The sequence below is a fragment of the Phycisphaerales bacterium genome, assembly GCA_035627955.1.
GTDB lineage: Bacteria > Planctomycetota > Phycisphaerae > Phycisphaerales > UBA1924 > JAEYTB01.
In genome coordinates this window covers 184,471-200,949 of the sequence record DASPKU010000001.1, presented here as the reverse complement: position 1 = coordinate 200,949, position 16,479 = coordinate 184,471, and the positions used below count along the sequence as shown (strand labels likewise).

Sequence of the window (16,479 nt, the reverse complement as noted above, 5' to 3'; positions counted from 1 at the left end):
GGGGCCCAGGAGTGTTGCCACCAGTGAAGCGAGTCCGCGAGCGCAACTGGTGGTTGGGGGGCCCCATCCACAGAGCCCCGAAGGGGCGAAGGAACCTCACCTAAACCCCCCTGTTACCATCCCCCCCGTGCCGCGCCCCTGCGCCATCTGCACCTACGACCTCGCCACCCTCGAACGCTGCCCCGAGTGCGGCGCCCCCGCCCCGCTCCCCCGCCCAACCTCAGACGACCAGCACTACCGCCCCTCCGACAACAGTTACCACACCGGCCGCGGCAGCATCGAGTTCCACATCCGCACCCGCAACCACCTCAGCGAGCTTGTCGCCCCACCCTTCCACTCCCTCCGCACCCTGCTCCCCTTCACGCTCTTCACCGCCGCCTTCGCCGCCGTCGGCTTTCTCTGCGCGGCCTTCATCCCCGACCGCGGCGCTGTCCTCTTCGGCTGGGCCTTCGCAGGCTTCGCCACCCTCATGCTGCTTGGCATCATCGCCGCGCAGTTCTGGCAGAGCCGCCAGCCCCCGCTAATGACCATCGACCACGCCGCCCGCACCTTGGACCTCCGCTACCGCGACCCCCTCCCCATCGACGGCATCCAGGATGTCGAGTTCGTCACCTACACCCTCGAGAGCAGCTCGCCCGGCCGGCGCAAGCGATACGGCGGCCTCTCCCGCCTCGTCCTCGACCTCGGCCCCGCCGCTCCCAAGCGCTTCTACGAGTTTCCGACCCGATTCGCCAACCCCGAGCACGTCGGCCGCCAGATTGCCCAGGCCCTCGGCCTCCCCTTCCGACGCGTGAACCTCGGCACCGTCCGCGTCAGCGGCTACTACGTCTCCTGAAAAACAACAGAACCCCGGCTCCCAGCGCCGGGGTTCTGCTTTGAGACTGGCTTCCGTGCCCGTCAGGTCATCTTAATTACCGGGGATCCACCTGATCCTTCTGCCGGTCCGTCTGATCATCGACCTGGTCCTTCTGACGGTCGAGTTCTTCCTGCTTCATGTCCTTCTGCCGCTCGACCGCGTCCTCCTGCGCTTCCTTCTGGTTCTCCAGGCGACGCTTCTCAGCCTTCGCGTCCGCCTCCACCTTGTCCTTCTCCGCGTCGATGTGCTCCTGCGTCCGATCCTTGCGGATCTCGAGCTCCTTCTGGGTGGGGCTCCGCTCACAACCGACGAAGGCGCCCGCGGCGGCCATCAGGCCCGCCACGCACAGAGTTCTCAGCATCGTGCTGTTCATGGTCGACTCCTTTCAATGCCCCCTTTGACGAACGGGGTTCTCTTGCCCGAACTGTGCGGGCCAGCCCGTAACGCCCGGTGAAGACCGGGTGATCCAGCGCGTGCACCGTGTTCGGCATTTCGCCCCTCACACTCAACCAGCCCAGCTGATCACCCCGCCCGCTCGCCCGAGCCGGGCTGAGCCGGAGCACTCCCATGGCTCCCCCCAGCCAGCAGCACGATCCCCGTCACGATCAGCACCACCGCGATCAGTTTCTTTACCGTCAGCGCCTCGCCCAGCCACCACCACCCCAGGAACACCGCCGTCGCCGGCGCGATCCCAAACGCGATCGGCCGCAGCAGCGAGATATCCCCGCCCTTGCTCCCGAGCCCCATGTAGAAGAAGAACACACCCGCGAACCCCGCCAGCAGCCCCGACCCGACAATCAGGTACGCCCACGTCCGCCCGCTCGCGTCCTCATACCAGCGCGCGGGCTCGCTCTTCCACACCTGCGTCGCCACGAGGTACGCGATCAGGGTCGGCAGCACCGTCACCAGCGCCCGCACGAACACCGCCGTCATCGGCCCCACCTGCCGCGTATTCAGCGCCGCCTTCGTCCCGATCTCCCCCACCCCCCAGCACAGCCCCGCGAGCACCGCAAAAAGGATCGCCTTCGTCATACCCCAGTATGGTTCAAACCGCGCGCCCGGCGCCCACAATCGCGCCGCCCGAGAAACCGCGTGCCGCCGCGCCGCCCCGGCTGACGAAAACCCGCACTTCGGCTACCCTAGCGGGGCCCTCTTTCCGGCCCACCTCGGGAGTCCTCAATGCCCACCCGCACCGTCTATTCCGCCAACATCGAGTACCTCCAGATCCTCGACGAGCAGGGCAAGCTCGACGAAAAGCTCGCCAAGTGGCCCGACGGCAAGCCCGTCCTCACCGACGAGGAGGTGCTCGAGCTCTACCAGTACATGATCAAGTGCCGCGCCCTCGATGAGGTCGCCTTCAAGCTCCAGCGCTCCGGCCGCATGGGCACCTACCCCCAGAACAAGGGCCAGGAGGCCGCCGCGATCGGCTCCGGCTACGCCGCCATCCGCGGCACCGACTGGCTCGTCCCCTGCTACCGCGAGAACGCCGCCCTCTTCATGCACGGCCTCCCCATGCACTACGTCCTCCTCCACTGGATGGGCGACGAGCGCGGCAACCAGATCCCAGAGGGCGTCAACATGACCCCCCTCTCCATCCCCATCGGCACCCAGATGCTCCACGCCACCGGCATCGCCTGGGCCTTCAAGATGCGCAAGGAAGCCAAGGTCGCCGTGACCTACTTCGGCGACGGCGCCACCTCCGAGGGCGACTTCCACGAGGCCATGAACTTCGCCTCCACCTTCCAGGTCCCCGTGGTCTTCTTCTGCCAGAACAACCAGTGGGCCATCTCCGTCCCGCGCGAGCAGCAGATGAACTCCGCGACCGTCGCGCAGAAGGCCTTCGCCTACGACATGCCCACCATCCAGGTCGACGGCAACGACCTCTTCGCCGTCTACAAGGCCAGCAAGGAAGCCGTGGACCGCGCCCGCCAGGGCGGCGGCCCTAGCTTCATCGAGGCCGTGACCTACCGCCTCGCCGACCACACGACCGCCGACGACGCCCGCCGCTACCGCGACGCCAAGGAGGTCGAGGCCTGGCAGGGCAAGGACCCCATGATCCGCCTCCGCAAGTACCTCACCGCCAAAAACCTCTGGAGCGATGCCAAGCAGACCGAGGCCGAGGAAGCCGCCAAGCCCATGGTCGCCGAGGTCGTCGCCGCCGCCGAGGGCATCCCCGCCCCCAGCGTCGATGACATCTTCGACCACACCTACGCCACCCTCCCCGCCGAGCTCGAAAAGCAGAAGCGCACCCTCCGCACCCACAGCCTCGGCCAAGACCCCGAGCAGGTCGGACTCAGCGCTCAGCCCGAACGCGTGTGATGCTCGCCGCAGTCTGATTTTCGCTTTTCACTTTTCCCTTTTCGCTTTGTGAGACCCATGGCCAACCTCACCCTCGTCCAAGCCATCAACCTCGCCCTCCAGCAGGAAATGTCCAAGGACCCACGCGTCGTCTGCCTCGGCGAGGACGTCGGCCTCAACGGCGGCGTCTTCCGCGTCACCGAGGGCCTCCAGAAGCAGTTCGGCCCCGACCGCGTCATCGACACGCCCCTCGCCGAGTCCGGCATCATGGGCACCGCCATCGGCCTCGCCATCGCCGGCATGCGCCCCGTCCCCGAGATCCAGTTCGAAGGCTTCCTCGGGCCCGCCTACGACCAGCTCTGCAACCACGCGGCCCGCTACCGCACCCGCAGCCGCGGCGCCATCACCGTCCCCATGACCGTCCGCGTTCCCTGGGGCGGCGGCATCCACGCCCCCGAACTCCACTCCGACTCCCCCGAAACCATCTACGTCCACCAGGCCGGCCTCAAGGTCGTCTGCCCATCCACCCCCTACGACGCCAAGGGCCTGCTCATCGCCGCCATCCGCGACCCCGACCCCGTCGTCTTCTTCGAGCCCAAGCGCGTCTACCGCTCCTTCCGCGAGGAAGTCCCCGAGGACGAGTACACCGTCGAGATCGGCAAGGCCAAGGTCGTCAGCGAGGGCACCGACATCACCGTTATCACCTGGGGCTCGATGGTCTTCCAATGCCTCGAGGCCCTCGACAGCCTCCCCGAGGACATGAGCGTCGAGCTCATCGACCTCCGCACGCTCTACCCCATCGACGTCGACACGATCGTCCAGAGCGTGCAGAAGACCGGCCGCGCCGTCATCGTACACGAAGCCCCCAAGACCTGCGGCCTGGGCGCCGAGCTCTCCTCACTCATCCAGGAGCACTGCTTCCTGCACCTCAAGGCCCCGGTCCAGCGCGTCGCGGGCTTCGACACCATCATGCCCTACTACAAGCTCGAGCTCGACTACCTCCCCGACGCCAAGAAGATCGGGGAAGCCGTCTCCCAGACGCTCTCGTACTGACCGTGCCACGATCACGTCTTCGTGATCGTGCTTTCTGATCTCTGTCCCTCCCCAACGCCCGCCTCCACGCGGGCGTTTTTCTTAATCACCCCAATCACCCTCCCCCCACCCCCCACCTCCCCACACACCCGCGTCATCCGCTCCCTACACACCCGCACCGCGTGCTCCCCAACATCACACCCCACCCACGCTCTTCCCAGCTTCGCCGCCACCGCCAGCGTCGTCCCCGACCCACAGAACAAGTCCATCACCAGATCACCACGCCGCGTCGTCCACTCAACAACCCGCCGCAGAAGCCCCTCCGGCTTCTGCGTCGGGTACCCCACATCCAGCTCCTCCCGCGTGCAGTGCCGCAACGGCCGCACCTCCTCATCCGCCCACAGCGTGTCGACCGGCTGGTCCTTGTACCACCGCCCATCCTCCCCCTGCCGCAGGAAGTACTTCACGTACTGCTTCCCGCTCGCTGTCTCGTGCACCCGGCCCTGCTCCCGCAGCGCCGCCATGCTTGCATCCGTGTAATCACCCCTGGGCGCCGTCGTAAACCACGCCTTCCGCTCCGCATCCCACGTCGCCCCCCGCGGCCTGCCCGTCTTCGTCAGCTCCACCGCCGCCGACCGCACCGGCATCACGCCGCGCATCTCACACCCCGCCGTCCGCGTGTACACCAGAATCGTGTCCGTCGTCCGCCCCAGCTGCCGCGCCGCGGCCTGGTGCCCCAGGTTCGGCGCCCGCCGCCACACCACCTCATTCCGAAAGCACTCCCGCCCGAACACCTCATCCAGCATCACCCGCAGCCACGCGTCCGCCCGCCAGTCGCAGTGCACGCACAGCGCCCCATCCTCCGCCAGCAGCTCCCGCATCGGCACCAGCCGATCCCACATGAACTGCAGGTACTTCGCCGGCTCCCCCCAGTAATCCGAGTACGCCACCTCCGACTGCACCGCCCCGTCGCGCTCCACGTCGATCCGGTGCTTCGCCTCCATCGCGTACGGCGGATCGATGTAAATCAGCGCCGCTTTCGCCATCTCCCCCGCCCGCTGCCGCGCCGCGACCCACGCCATCGCGTCCAGGTTGTCACAGTGCAGCAGCAGCCCCGCACCGGCGCTGTCTCCGACCTCGCGCTCGACCACCATCTCGGGGCACGCAACCACCCGCGCCTCCCGCCGCCCCGGCCAGCTCAAACCGACCGCACTACCCGCCTGCTCCTTCCGCATCACTCCATCCTACAAGCGGCTTGAGATCGCGATGTCATCAACTCCGCACACGACCACCGTGCCACCGAGATGTCTTCATCTCGGTGGTTCCCCGTCCCAATCTCGATCACTTCCACACCCCACCAGATCTCCGTTCCAACAACCAGCGCAACCGTTGTCAGCAAACTCGCGCACACCCCCCGCCGCGCAACGCCTTGCCGCACGCCCCCTTCCACCCCATCGGCGACGTTTGTGCGCACAACTCCGCACGCGCTCAAATCAAATCTCAGAAATTCCCCGCGCAATCTCACACCGGGAATCACAGCCCCAAACGCACTCCGGCCCCCCCGCCGCACCCCCGAATAGCGCGCACAAACGTGACCACCGGCCCCTGAAGTAGAGGGCCACACCATGAACACCAGCCAACCTCACACGCACACCAAAGCCCACGCATCAGGATGCGTGGGCCACCCAACCCCCACCCCGAACCCGCATCAACACCCTGCGCCACCCGCCGACTCCCATGCGTCCAATGGCTCCCCTGCACCCCATCCACCCTCCGACATCCGACCTCCGACATCCGACATCCCCCTCTCCCCCCGCGACAAAGAACTCTTCGAGGCCTGGTTCGACCACGACGCCCGCCTCCCCCACCTCGCCCACAACCTCAAGACCAGCGTCCTTGGCCTCGCCGCCTGGGCCGCCCAGCCCCACATCCGCGCGCGCCTCGACCACGTCATGAGGATCGCCAACCTCCGCACGCAAACACTCGCGGCCGAGGCTACCCACGCCGCCCTCACGCGCCTCCTCGGCATCGCCACCTACAGCGAGCACGAAGAAACAGCCCGCCGCGCCGCCAACGCCATCCTCCGCCTGACGAGCCCGACGCGCCAGCGACGGTCCGCACTGCCACCGCCAGCTCAGAAGCTGCCCGCCACCTCATCGCCCCATCCCAGTCCAGCCTCTGCCTCCCCTGATTCCCATGTCTCCCATGACTCCCTTGCCTCCCATGACTCCTTTGAGTCCTACAGGGCGAGCCAATCGTCCCCAGACGACTCGCAACTCCCACCTCCGACATCCGACATCGCACAACCGACATCGACCCCCTTGCTCTACCATCCCCTCCCATGTCCACCCTCACCCCCGACCGTCTCTCCCTCCTCCGCGCCCTCTCCATCCAGCACCCCACCGCCGACTCCGCCATCGCCGAGGCCGCCGGTCTCCGAGCCCGCCTCTCCCTCCCCAAGGGCGTCGTCCACGTCATCTCCGACGTCCACGGCGAGGACGCCAAGCTCCGCCACGTCATCAACAACGCCTCTGGTGCGCTCCGCACGCTCGTGGAGGACACCCTCAAGGGTCGCCTCTCTGACCAGGAACGCGCCCGCTTCCTCGCGATCCTCTACTACCCGCGCGAGGCCGTCGCCAAGTTCGCCAAGGAGATCGTCGAATCCGGCCGGCGCGTGGAGTGGGTCCAGCAGACGCTCATCCTCCAATTCGAAATTGTCCGCAAGCTCCGCCAGAACTACCGCCGCAACGTCTACGAGATGCTCGTCCACGCCGAGCTGCGTGAACTCTTCTTAGAGCTCGGCTCCGGCCTCCGCCCCGATTACGTCAAAGAGATGATCGCCGGCCTCGCGCGCCACGACCGCGATTGGGGCGCCGTGCGCGCCGCCTCGCGCCTCATCCGCAACCTCTCCGTCGCCGAGCTCCTCGTCGCCGGCGACCTGGGCGACCGCGGCCCGCGCATCGACAAGGTCATCGACATCCTCATGCGTCAGCCCCGCGCCCGCATGCTCTGGGGCAACCATGACATGATCTGGATCGGCGCCATGCTCGGGCACGAGCCCTGCCTGCTCACCACCCTCCGCTTCAGCGCCCGCTACCGGCGCGCCGCCCAGCTCGAGGAGGGCTACGGCATCCTCACGACGCCCCTGGAAAAACTGGTGCGCACGAAGTACGCCGACGACCCCGCCGAGCGCTTCGTCCCCAAGGGCTGGGGCCACCGCGACGAGCTCACCGTCGCCCGCATGCAGAAGGCCCTCGCCATCATGCAGTTCAAGGCCGAGGGCAGGATGCTCGAGCGCCACCCCGAGTGGGGCCTCGACCACCGCCGCCTGCTCCATCGCATCGACCTCAAGCGCGGCGTCATCACCCTCGGCACGAAGGAGTACGAGCTTCTCGACAAGAACTTCCCCACCATCAACCCCGAGGACCCCTACGCCTACTCCCCCGAGGAGCAGGAGTGCCTCAACCGCATCAAGACCTCATTCGTCAACTCCCGCAAGCTCCGCGAGCACATGGAGTGGATCGTCCGCCACGGCGGCATGTGGGCCCGCTACGACGAAGCCCTCATCTTCCACGCCTGCGTCCCCGTTGACGCCGAGGGCGTTCCGCTCTCGCTCCGTGTCGACGGGCGCGAAGTCGCCGGGCGCGAGCTGATGGACGCGCTTGGCTCGGTCGTCCGGCGCGCGGTCCGCAAGCGCTGGTACGGCCAGGACAACGACGGCGATTGGCTCTGGTACCTCTGGGGCGGCCCCCGCTCACCCCTCTTCGGCAAGGACAAGCTCGCCACCTTCGAGACCTACTTCATCGCCGACAAGGACACCCACAAGGAGCACAAGAACCCCTACTTCGACCTCATCCACGACGCCGCGTTCGTGAAGCGCATCGGGCGCGAGTTCGGCTGCGGGGAGGACGTCCTCATCGTCAACGGCCACGTCCCCGTCAAGATCGAGAAGGGCGAGCAGCCCGTGAAGCGCGGCGGCAACGCCGTCACCATCGACGGCGCCTTCAGCGAGGCTTACGGCGACCGCGGCTACACCCTCGTCCTCAAGCCCGACCGCATCGAGCTCGCCGAGCACTGCCCATTCAGCTCCGTCGACGCCGTGATCGACTCGGGCGCCGACATTGTCCCCAAGGTCACCACCATCCGCGAGTTCGGCCGCACCCGCACCGTCGCCGAGACCGACGAAGGCCGAGACATACAGCGCCGCATCGATGACCTCGAGTTCCTCGTCCGCGCCTACCAGGAAGGCATCGTCCGCGAACGCGACTGACCGCTCTTTGACATCCCCGAAAGCCGATCAGATCTCCAGCAGCAGCCGCTGCGGGTCCTCGATGGCGTTCTTGATCCGCACCAGGAACTGCACGGCCTCCGCGCCGTCGATGATCCGGTGGTCGTACGAGAGCGCGAGGTACATCATCGGCCGGATGGCGACCTGGCCGCTGCCCGCCGGGTACTCGACGGCGCGGCTCTTGATCGCGTGCATGCCGAGGATGGCCGACTGCGGCGGGTTGAGGATCGGCGTGCTCATCAGCGAGCCGAAGATGCCGCCGTTGGTGATCGTGAAGGTGCCGCCCTGCATGTCCTCAAGGGCGAGCTTGCCGTCCTTGGCGCGGGTCGCGAGTTCCTTGATGCCCGACTCAACGCCGGCAAACGAGAGCTTCTCGCAGCTGCGCAGCACGGGAACGACGAGCCCCTTGGGCGTGGACACGGCAACCGCGATGTCGCAGTAGTCGTGCTTCTCGATCGCCGGGTTGCCGTCCTCCTCCACAATGTACGCGTTGACCATCGGGAACGCCTTGAGGGCGTTGGCGGCGGCCTTGACGAAGAAGGACATGAAGCCCAGGCCAATGCCGTGCTTCTTCTCGAAGTCTTCTTTGTACTGCTTGCGGAGCTCCATCACCGCGGTCATGTCCACCTCGTTGAAGGTGGTGAGCATGGCGGCCGTGTGCTGGGCCTGAACGAGGCGTGCGGCGATCCGCTGGCGGAGCGGCGTCATCCGCTCGCGGGTCGAGCCCTGGCGCGGGCCCGCGGCCGGCGCGGGAGTGGCCTGCGGACGGGGCGCGACGGCCGGCGCGGCCGCGCCGATCGCGGAGCCGTTCTTACCGGCGTTGACGTAGTTCAGCACGTCCTGCTCGCGGATCCGCTGGCCGTGCGGGACGGTGATCTTGGAGAGGTCCACATTGTGCTCGGCCGCAAGTTTGCGGGCGAGCGGCGTGGCGCGGACGTCCTCATGTTCGGCCACGGCGGTGGCGGTCGAGGCGGGCACGCTAGTGGCGGGCTTTGGTTCGGCGTTCACAGCGGCTGCGGCGGGGGCCGACTTCGCCGCGGCGGGTGCGCCGCCCTCGGCAATGCGGGCGACCACGGCGCCAACGTTGACGGTGTCGCCTTCCTTCGCAAGCGTCTGGAGCGTGCCCGACGCGGGGGCGCGGACCTCGCCGGTGACCTTGTCGGTCTCGAGCTCCATGACGATGTCGTCGGTGTTGACGAAGTCGCCGTCCTTCTTGACCCAGCGCTGCACAACGCCGCTGGTGACGGACTCGCCAAAGGCCGGGATCACGATGTCAACCGCCATGAGTTCTCTTCCTGAGTGTGTCTGACAAGATTATCGGCGCGCGGGCTCCGCGACCTGTGGCTTGGCCGGTGCAGGGACCTTCTCGGCAGGGGCGTCGGCCTTCTTGGACGGGCCGATGGCCGCGGCGATGACCGCCTCCTGCTGGATGTAGTCGGCCTTTTTGCTGCCCACGGCCGGGGTCGCGCTGGTGTCGCGTCCGATGTAGGGCAGGTCGATGCCAAGCTCGGTCTTGAACTGGTCGGCGACGAACAGGTACGCGCCGGCGTTCCGCGGCTCTTCCTGCACGTAAACGACCTCGGCCTTCTTGGGGTACTTCGCGAGCGTCTCCTTCACCATCTGCGTGTGGAAGGGGTAGAGCTGCTCGAGGCGGAGGATCGCGACGTCGGTGCGGCCGGTCGCCTTGCGGCGTTCGGAGAGCTCGTGGAAAACCTTGCCCGAGCAGATAATCACGCGAGTGACTCGAGAGCGGTCCAGGCCGTTCTTCGCGTCGAACGCCGGGTCGTCAAGCACCTCCCTGAACGTTCCGGTGGTGAACTCGTCGATGTGGCTCGTCGGCGTGCGCAGGTACTTCTTGGGCGCGGCGACGATCAGGGGCTTCCTGAAGTTGCGCTTGACCTGCCGGCGGAGCATGTGGAAGTGCTGCGCGGCGGTGGTCGGGTTGCACACCTGCATGTTGTCGTCGCCGCAGAGCGAGAGGAACCGCTCGATGCGGGCCGAGGAATGCTCGGGGCCCGCGCCCTCGTAGCCGTGCGGGAGGAGCATGACCAGCCCCGACCAGCGGTTCCACTTGATCTCACTGCTGGCGATGAACTGGTCGATGATGACCTGAGCGCCGTTGTCAAAGTCGCCGAACTGGGCCTCCCACAGCACGAGCATGTTGGGGTCGGCGAGCGAGTAGCCGTAATCGAAGCCGAGCACGGAGAACTCGCTGAGCGGCGAGTCATAGACGCAGAACCGGGCCTGCTTGCCGTCCTTCCACTCGCCGGGGTTGGCGACCTCGCGCATGTTATTGAGCGGGACGTAGGGCTGGCTGGAGCTGAAGTCGCGGAACACGGCGTGCCGCTGCGAGAACGTGCCGCGCCGGCAGTCCTGGCCGCTGAGGCGGACGGGCGTGCCCTCCAGGAGCAGCGTGCCGAAGGCGAGCAGCTCGGCGTCGGCGTGGCTGACCATGCCGTTCTTGGGGAGCTCGGCGCGCTCGGTGAGGAGCTTCTTGAGCTTGGGGTTGAGGTTGAAGGTCTCGGGCACGCGGCCGAGCGCGTTGCAGACCTCGGTGAGCACCTGCATGCTGACGCCGGTCTTCGCGGGCGTGTGCGAGTAATCGCCGGTGATGCCCTTCCAGCGGTCGTTGCCGGGGTCGATCACGGGGACGGTGGGCTCGCGGCGGGCGGAGGCGAGGGCCTTCTCGAGCGTGGCCTTGAGCGCCTCGTTCTTCGCGTCAAAGTCCTGCTGGGTGAGCACGCCCTCTTTGATGAGCTTGGCCGCGTAGGTCTGGGCCGTGGGCGTCTTGGCCTTGATGAGCGAGGCGAGGATGGGCTGGGTGTAGGACTGCTCGTCGCTCTCGTTGTGGCCGTACTTGCGGTAGCACCACAGGTCGATGAAGACGTCCTTCTTGAACTGCTGGCGGTACGCGGCCGCGAGGCGAGCCACAAACGCGCACGCCTCGGGGTCCTCGCCGTTGACGTGGAACACGGGGCACTCGATGCCCTTGGTGATGTCGGTGGGGTATGGCGTAGAGCGGTCGTCCTCGGGGAGGGTGGTGAAGGCGATGAGGTTGTTGATGACGAGGTGGATACAACCGCCGACGGTGTAGCCCTCGATCTGGGACATGTTGAGGCATTCCCAGACGACGCCCTGGCCGATGACGGCGCCGTCGCCGTGGAGGAGCATGGGGACGACGCGGGTGCGCTGGGTGTCGTTGCGGAGGCGCTGCTTGGCGCGGGTGCGGCCGAGGACCACGGGGTTCACGGCCTCGAGGTGGCTGGGGTTGCTGGCCATCGCCATGCGGACGGACTTGCCGTTGGCGAGCTTGCGGGTGATGGAGTAGCCACGGTGGTACTTGACGTCGCCGCCGCCGTCGAGGTAGCCGTGGTCCCAGTTGTCCTCGAACTCGGTGAAGAGCTGCTCGTAGGTCTTGCCCATCACGGTGTTGAGGACGTTGACGCGCCCGCGGTGGGCCATGCCAAGGACGACTTCCTCGGCGTTCAGGTCGGTGAGGTGCTCGATGGCCATCTCGAGCGTGGGGATGGTCGAGGTGCCGCCCTCGAGGCTGAACCACTTCATGCCCTGACCGTACTTGATGCCCACGAAGGTCTCGAAGGCCTGCGACGCGGCGAGGTGGTTGAGGATCGCGAGCTTGTGCTCGCGGGAGAACTCGGTGCGGCCCTTGACGCGCTCGAAGCGCTCGCGGAACCAGGCGCGCTCCTCGGCGTTGTTGATGTGCATGAACTCCACGCCAATGGTGGAGCAGTAGGTCGCCTCGAGGTACTCGATGGTCTGGCGGAGGGTCGCTCCGGGGGCGAGGCCGCTGACGCCGGAGTTGGCGGGGCGGTCGAGGTCGGCGTCGGAGAGGCCGTGGTAGGCGAGGGAGAGCTCGGGCGGGCGGGTGCGCTCGCGGTCGAAGGGGTCGAGCTTCGCGGCCAGGTGGGCGCGGGTGCGGTAGGCGGTAACGAGGGAGTCGACGGAGCGCTGGAAGGTGGTGTCGCCAGAGGTGGCGGCTACGCCGCCTACGTCGGCTCGGAGAGCCGACCCACCCAGTGCCAGGTCGAAGCCCTGGAAGAAGGCGGCGAGGTCGGGGGAGACGGAGCCGGGATCGGCCTTGAAACGGGCGTACTCGGCATCGAGAAACTCGGCGTTCCAGCCGTTGACGGCGGGGGAGACAGCGCGGGGTTGGGCGGGGTTCTGGCCGTGCCTCATGGCGGTTCCTGTGACGGCGCGGAGGGGGCGAGCGGGTACGAACAGAGACCGTCCACCCAGCCCCAAAGCGGCGTTGGTGATGGTAGGCAGGGGAGGCTATCGGTCAGTCAGGGCAGGCGGCTGAGGCTCGGATTGAAAAGGGCGTCAGGCGGATGTGCGGAAGTTGAATCGGAAGAGCGGGTCGAACTTGAAGCCGTCGGCGGCGGACCATGAGAGGCAGGGTTTTGAAGCTTCAGAGACCCTGGCGACGGCTCTCGAGCAGGTCTCTGTCGCATTGTTGAAGCCGACATCTCCCTTGAGCCAGACGTTGACGGTCTGGGGACCCTGCCAAACCGGCGCGGGACCCGCGAAAGCAGGATGGCCGCGGAGATGGACGGGGACTGGAGCAGATAGAGGGACGTTTCTAGCGACGAGGCAGTCGGGGAAGAACGCGATTCGATCTGGGCGGAGCTCGGGAGAGTAGATTCGGACTTCCAACGAAGCCTTCGAGCCCTCAGTCAGTTCGAGCGCGGTCGGCAAGCTCCACAGGAACTCGTAGGTGCTCAGGGGCTGGCCGCGCTCACCCGCCGCGGTCTGCGGGTCGGCCAGATAGAGCATCGTGCGGATGGGATGAAGGAGCACCTTCCTCAGGATGGGCTTGCACCATTGACCAGTGCTGGAGATAAAAGTTGCCGATTCGGGGAGGAAGGTGGTGTGCTTCTCGAAAGCATCACGAAGGCCCTGCTTGAACCTGGACGCGGAAAAGTTAGGCGCGAAAGTGATGGGCTTGCCGTCCTTGTTCCGCCCGAGCACGTCTCCGGTCCAACGGTGCTCATGGAGGTGCGGCCACAAGTGGGCCCGATGGAGGAGATTTTTTGCGCGACGGTGTCGATCGTGACGCGTTGAACATTGTCGCCGCGCAGAACCTTCGCAAGCGTCTGCACGTCGAGTTCGAAGAACCGTGCGCATGCGCTCTCTGTGCGAAGGTTCTTGTACTCACGGAGCGCATGAACCTCCTGGATCAACGTCTGGTCTGCCTTCGGCATCGGGGGCCCCCTGCTGAATGAGCGGGGAGCGTAACAGCTTGTCAAAGATTTCGCATTGGCAACCAGAGAAACAGGAAGACTTGGATGCGCACAAAGTATCTGCAAATAAAGGCTTGCGTCACTCCGACCGTCCGTGCTATTCCGTTCATGAGTGGAACATGAGCACGCGTGTGCTTCGTGCTTCAGCAGTTGGGAGCTTCGGCTCCCGCCACGCGAGGAACAGACGCGTGGGCAGCTCCGGGAGGTAGCCATGGTTGGTAGTGCCCCGAATCGTGATGTGTTCAGCTCGAAGGTGACCAAGACGGGCCGGAAGCACCCGCTCATGGGCGCGGAGTACCGGTTCAATCTCCACACGGTGGGCCGCACCGAGGACCACGTCGGAAGCCAGACGATCTGCAAGCTGCTCCTCCAGCAGTTCGCGCAGGACCGGCGGATCCAGGTGCTGAGCCCGGTGATTCCGGTCCGCGGAGACACGATCGAAGTCCTCGTCGCCTCCGAGCGGCCGATCGATGAAATCGAGTTCGAGGTCGGGCGTTTCTGCTCGATGGCCTCCGAACTCACCACGATGGACACGACGAGCGACTTCCACTACTTCATGAACAACGCGATCACTATGTGCAAAACCGACCGAAAGTCCACCGTGCTCGGCTGGATCGAGATGGCGCAGCGCTCGATGGTCGCATTCCTGGACGTGCAGCTGCAGGCTCAGATTTTCCCGCTCGGGTTCGCTTCACTGGAGGCACAGCGGGCGCGTGGGCTGGCGGAGAAGAAGGCGAACCTGCTGGCCTACCTGACGAAGTAGGCCGATGGCCTACGGAACGAGGGCGTCGTGCGCAGGCACGACGCCTTGTTTTTTTGAACCCGGCTTCCCACGTGGCCCAGTGAGTCGGCAACCGCTGCCGTGGTCTTTCTCCGGGCGAGCACGCGTAATCGAACGAGGTAGGATGCGGTGATGAGTGATGCGCCGGGAGGTCGTGTGCTGGAGGGAGTGACGCCGCGGGGGTGGGTGTGGGGGATTGGCGCGGGGTTGATGGTGCTGGCGGTGGTGGCGTTCTGGCCGGCGTTCTTTGGGGAGTGGCTGTCGTGGGACGATGCTCAGAATTTTGTGATGAATGAGCGGTGGCGCGGGCTGGGGGTCGAGAACCTGAAGTGGATGTGGACGACGTACTGGTTGGGGCACTATCAGCCGGTGACGTGGATGACGTTCGGTGCGCAGTGGTATGTGTCGGGGTCAAACCCGATGGGGTACCACGCGTTCAACATCGTGGTGCATGGAGTGAACGGCGTGCTGCTGTTCCTGGCGGCGCGGCGGCTGCTGGCGGTGGGCTTCCCGGGCGAGCAATGGACTGAGGGCGGGGGCGGGTACTCGAAGGTGGTGACGGTGGCGGCGGTGCTGGGGGCGGTGCTGTTCCTGGTGCACCCGCTGCGGGTGGAGCCGGTGGCGTGGATCACGGAGCGGCGGGATGTGCTGAGCACGGCGTTCCTGCTGGGGGCGCTGCTGGCGTACCTGCGGGCGGTGGAGGCTCAGGGCGCTGGGGTGCGGGATGGGCGGTGGTACTGGGCGGCGGTGGTGCTGGCGCTCTTGAGCTGCGCGAGCAAGGCGTGGGGGATGAGCTTCTTTGTGGTGCTGATGGCGGTGGACATGATGCCCCTGCGGCGGGTGACCACGCTCGCCGGGTGGTTCACGCGGGATGGGCTGCGGGTGCTGGTGCAGAAGGCGCCGTTCGCGGTGATCGGGCTGGCGACGGCGGTGCTGGCGTCGCGGGCCCAGGCGGTCGCGCACGCGGCGAAGCCGCTGGAGGAGTACGGCGTCGTGAGCCGCGTGGTGCAGGCGTGCTACGGGCTGTGGTTCTATGTGAAGCAGACGGTGGCGCCGAGCACGCACTCGCCGCTGTACGAGATCCCGCTGGAGCTGGACCCGCTGGCGCTGCGGTTTGTGCTGTCGTACGTGTTCGTGGTGGTGCTGGCGGGCGCGGCGGTGTGGTGCTGGAAGCGGGCGCGGGGCGTAACCGTGGCGATTGCGCTGTACGTGCTGCTGATCAGCCCGGTGCTGGGCGTCCTGCAGAGCGGGGACCAGTTCGTCGCGGACCGGTACAGCTACCTGGCGACGATTCCATTCGCGGTGCTGCTGGGGGCAGGCGTGGTGGTGCTGCTGCGGCGCCAGGAGGCGAAGGGGGCCGAGGAGCTGCGGAAGGCGGGGCTGCTGGTGGGCGCGGTCGCGGCAGTGGCGACGGGGGCGATGGTGTTCGCGAGCCGGGCGCAGAGCCGCGTGTGGAGGGATAGCTTGACGCTGTGGACGTACGCGGCGCAGGTGACGCCCACGGCGTTTGTGCTGTGCAACTGGGCTGAGCACTTCAAGCACGAGGATCCGGTGCTGGCGCGGTCGGTGGTGAAACGTGCGACGGAGAACTTCCCGACGAGCGGGCGGGCGTGGTGGGAGTACGCGGCGCTGTCGCGGGCGGCTGGCGATCTGCACGAGGCGGCGCGGGCGTATGGGGAGGGGGCCAAGTGGCTGAACCCCGCGTGGGCGGCGTGGATGGAGCTGGGTCTGGTGCTGCGGGAGCAGGGGCGGCTGGAGGAGGCGCAGCGGGCGCTGGAGGCCGCGGTGGCGGACAATGAGGGCGCCGGTATGCGGTCGCGGGGGGCGCCGCACCTGAACCTGGCGCGGGTGCTGCTGGAGCGCGGAGATCGGGCGGGGGCGGTGGCGCAGCTGAAGAAGGCGGCGGGGCACCGGGATGTGCGGGGGGAGGCGGAGCGGATGCTGGTGGAGGTTGGGGAGTGAG

Annotated in this window: 12 protein-coding genes; 6 read left to right on the top strand and 6 right to left on the bottom strand. The window is 67.0% G+C overall.

Features of this window, described 5'->3' with window-relative positions:
* Positions 1–127 precede the first annotated feature (127 nt).
* A complete protein-coding gene (locus tag VD997_00800; protein ID HYE60507.1) occupies positions 128–835 on the top strand; it encodes a hypothetical protein in 708 nt (235 codons plus the stop codon).
* Between the two features lie 76 nt (positions 836–911).
* Here VD997_00800 and VD997_00795 read toward each other — a convergent pair whose 3' ends face one another.
* Both VD997_00795 and VD997_00790 read right to left on the bottom strand, forming a co-directional pair.
* Entirely contained in the window at positions 912–1,229 is a 318-nt protein-coding gene (locus VD997_00795; protein HYE60506.1) for a hypothetical protein, read from the bottom strand.
* A gap of 149 nt (positions 1,230–1,378) precedes the next feature.
* Entirely contained in the window at positions 1,379–1,888 is a 510-nt protein-coding gene (locus tag VD997_00790) for an EamA family transporter (protein ID HYE60505.1), read from the bottom strand.
* A gap of 147 nt (positions 1,889–2,035) precedes the next feature.
* On the opposite strand from VD997_00790, the gene pdhA reads away from it, so the two are divergent.
* Together pdhA and VD997_00780 are read left to right on the top strand one after the other, a co-directional pair.
* On the top strand, positions 2,036–3,175 hold the full coding sequence (gene pdhA / locus VD997_00785; GenBank protein HYE60504.1) for a pyruvate dehydrogenase (acetyl-transferring) E1 component subunit alpha: 1,140 nt from the start codon (positions 2,036–2,038) through the stop codon (positions 3,173–3,175).
* 57 nt (positions 3,176–3,232) lie between these two features.
* Entirely contained in the window at positions 3,233–4,207 is a 975-nt protein-coding gene (locus VD997_00780) for an alpha-ketoacid dehydrogenase subunit beta (GenBank protein HYE60503.1), read from the top strand.
* Positions 4,208–4,218: 11 nt separating this feature from the next.
* Here VD997_00780 and VD997_00775 read toward each other — a convergent pair whose 3' ends face one another.
* Positions 4,219–5,421: a site-specific DNA-methyltransferase gene (locus VD997_00775; protein HYE60502.1), complete on the bottom strand. Its 1,203-nt coding sequence runs from the start codon at positions 5,419–5,421 to the stop codon at positions 4,219–4,221.
* Positions 5,422–6,527: 1,106 nt separating this feature from the next.
* On the opposite strand from VD997_00775, the gene VD997_00770 reads away from it, so the two are divergent.
* Positions 6,528–8,456, top strand: a complete 1,929-nt coding sequence (locus VD997_00770; GenBank protein ID HYE60501.1) for a fructose-bisphosphatase class III — start codon at positions 6,528–6,530, stop codon at positions 8,454–8,456.
* Positions 8,457–8,483: 27 nt separating this feature from the next.
* On the opposite strand, the gene odhB is transcribed toward VD997_00770, so the two are convergent.
* The 3 genes from odhB to VD997_00755 form a co-directional block, all read right to left on the bottom strand.
* Positions 8,484–9,758 (bottom strand): 2-oxoglutarate dehydrogenase complex dihydrolipoyllysine-residue succinyltransferase, encoded by a 1,275-nt coding sequence (gene odhB / locus VD997_00765; GenBank protein HYE60500.1) that lies wholly within the window; start codon positions 9,756–9,758, stop codon positions 8,484–8,486.
* Between the two features lie 30 nt (positions 9,759–9,788).
* The gene (locus VD997_00760; GenBank protein HYE60499.1) at positions 9,789–12,671 is read right to left on the bottom strand and encodes a 2-oxoglutarate dehydrogenase E1 component; all 2,883 of its coding nucleotides are present in this window, start codon (positions 12,669–12,671) and stop codon (positions 9,789–9,791) included.
* Positions 12,672–12,815: 144 nt separating this feature from the next.
* Entirely contained in the window at positions 12,816–13,463 is a 648-nt protein-coding gene (locus tag VD997_00755; GenBank protein ID HYE60498.1) for a hypothetical protein, read from the bottom strand.
* A 483-nt stretch (positions 13,464–13,946) separates the two neighbouring features.
* Between VD997_00755 and VD997_00750 the strand changes: the two genes are divergently transcribed.
* The gene (locus VD997_00750; GenBank protein ID HYE60497.1) at positions 13,947–14,498 is read left to right on the top strand and encodes a hypothetical protein; all 552 of its coding nucleotides are present in this window, start codon (positions 13,947–13,949) and stop codon (positions 14,496–14,498) included.
* Between the two features lie 150 nt (positions 14,499–14,648).
* Entirely contained in the window at positions 14,649–16,478 is a 1,830-nt protein-coding gene (locus VD997_00745; protein HYE60496.1) for a tetratricopeptide repeat protein, read from the top strand.
* Position 16,479: the final 1 nt, after the last annotated feature.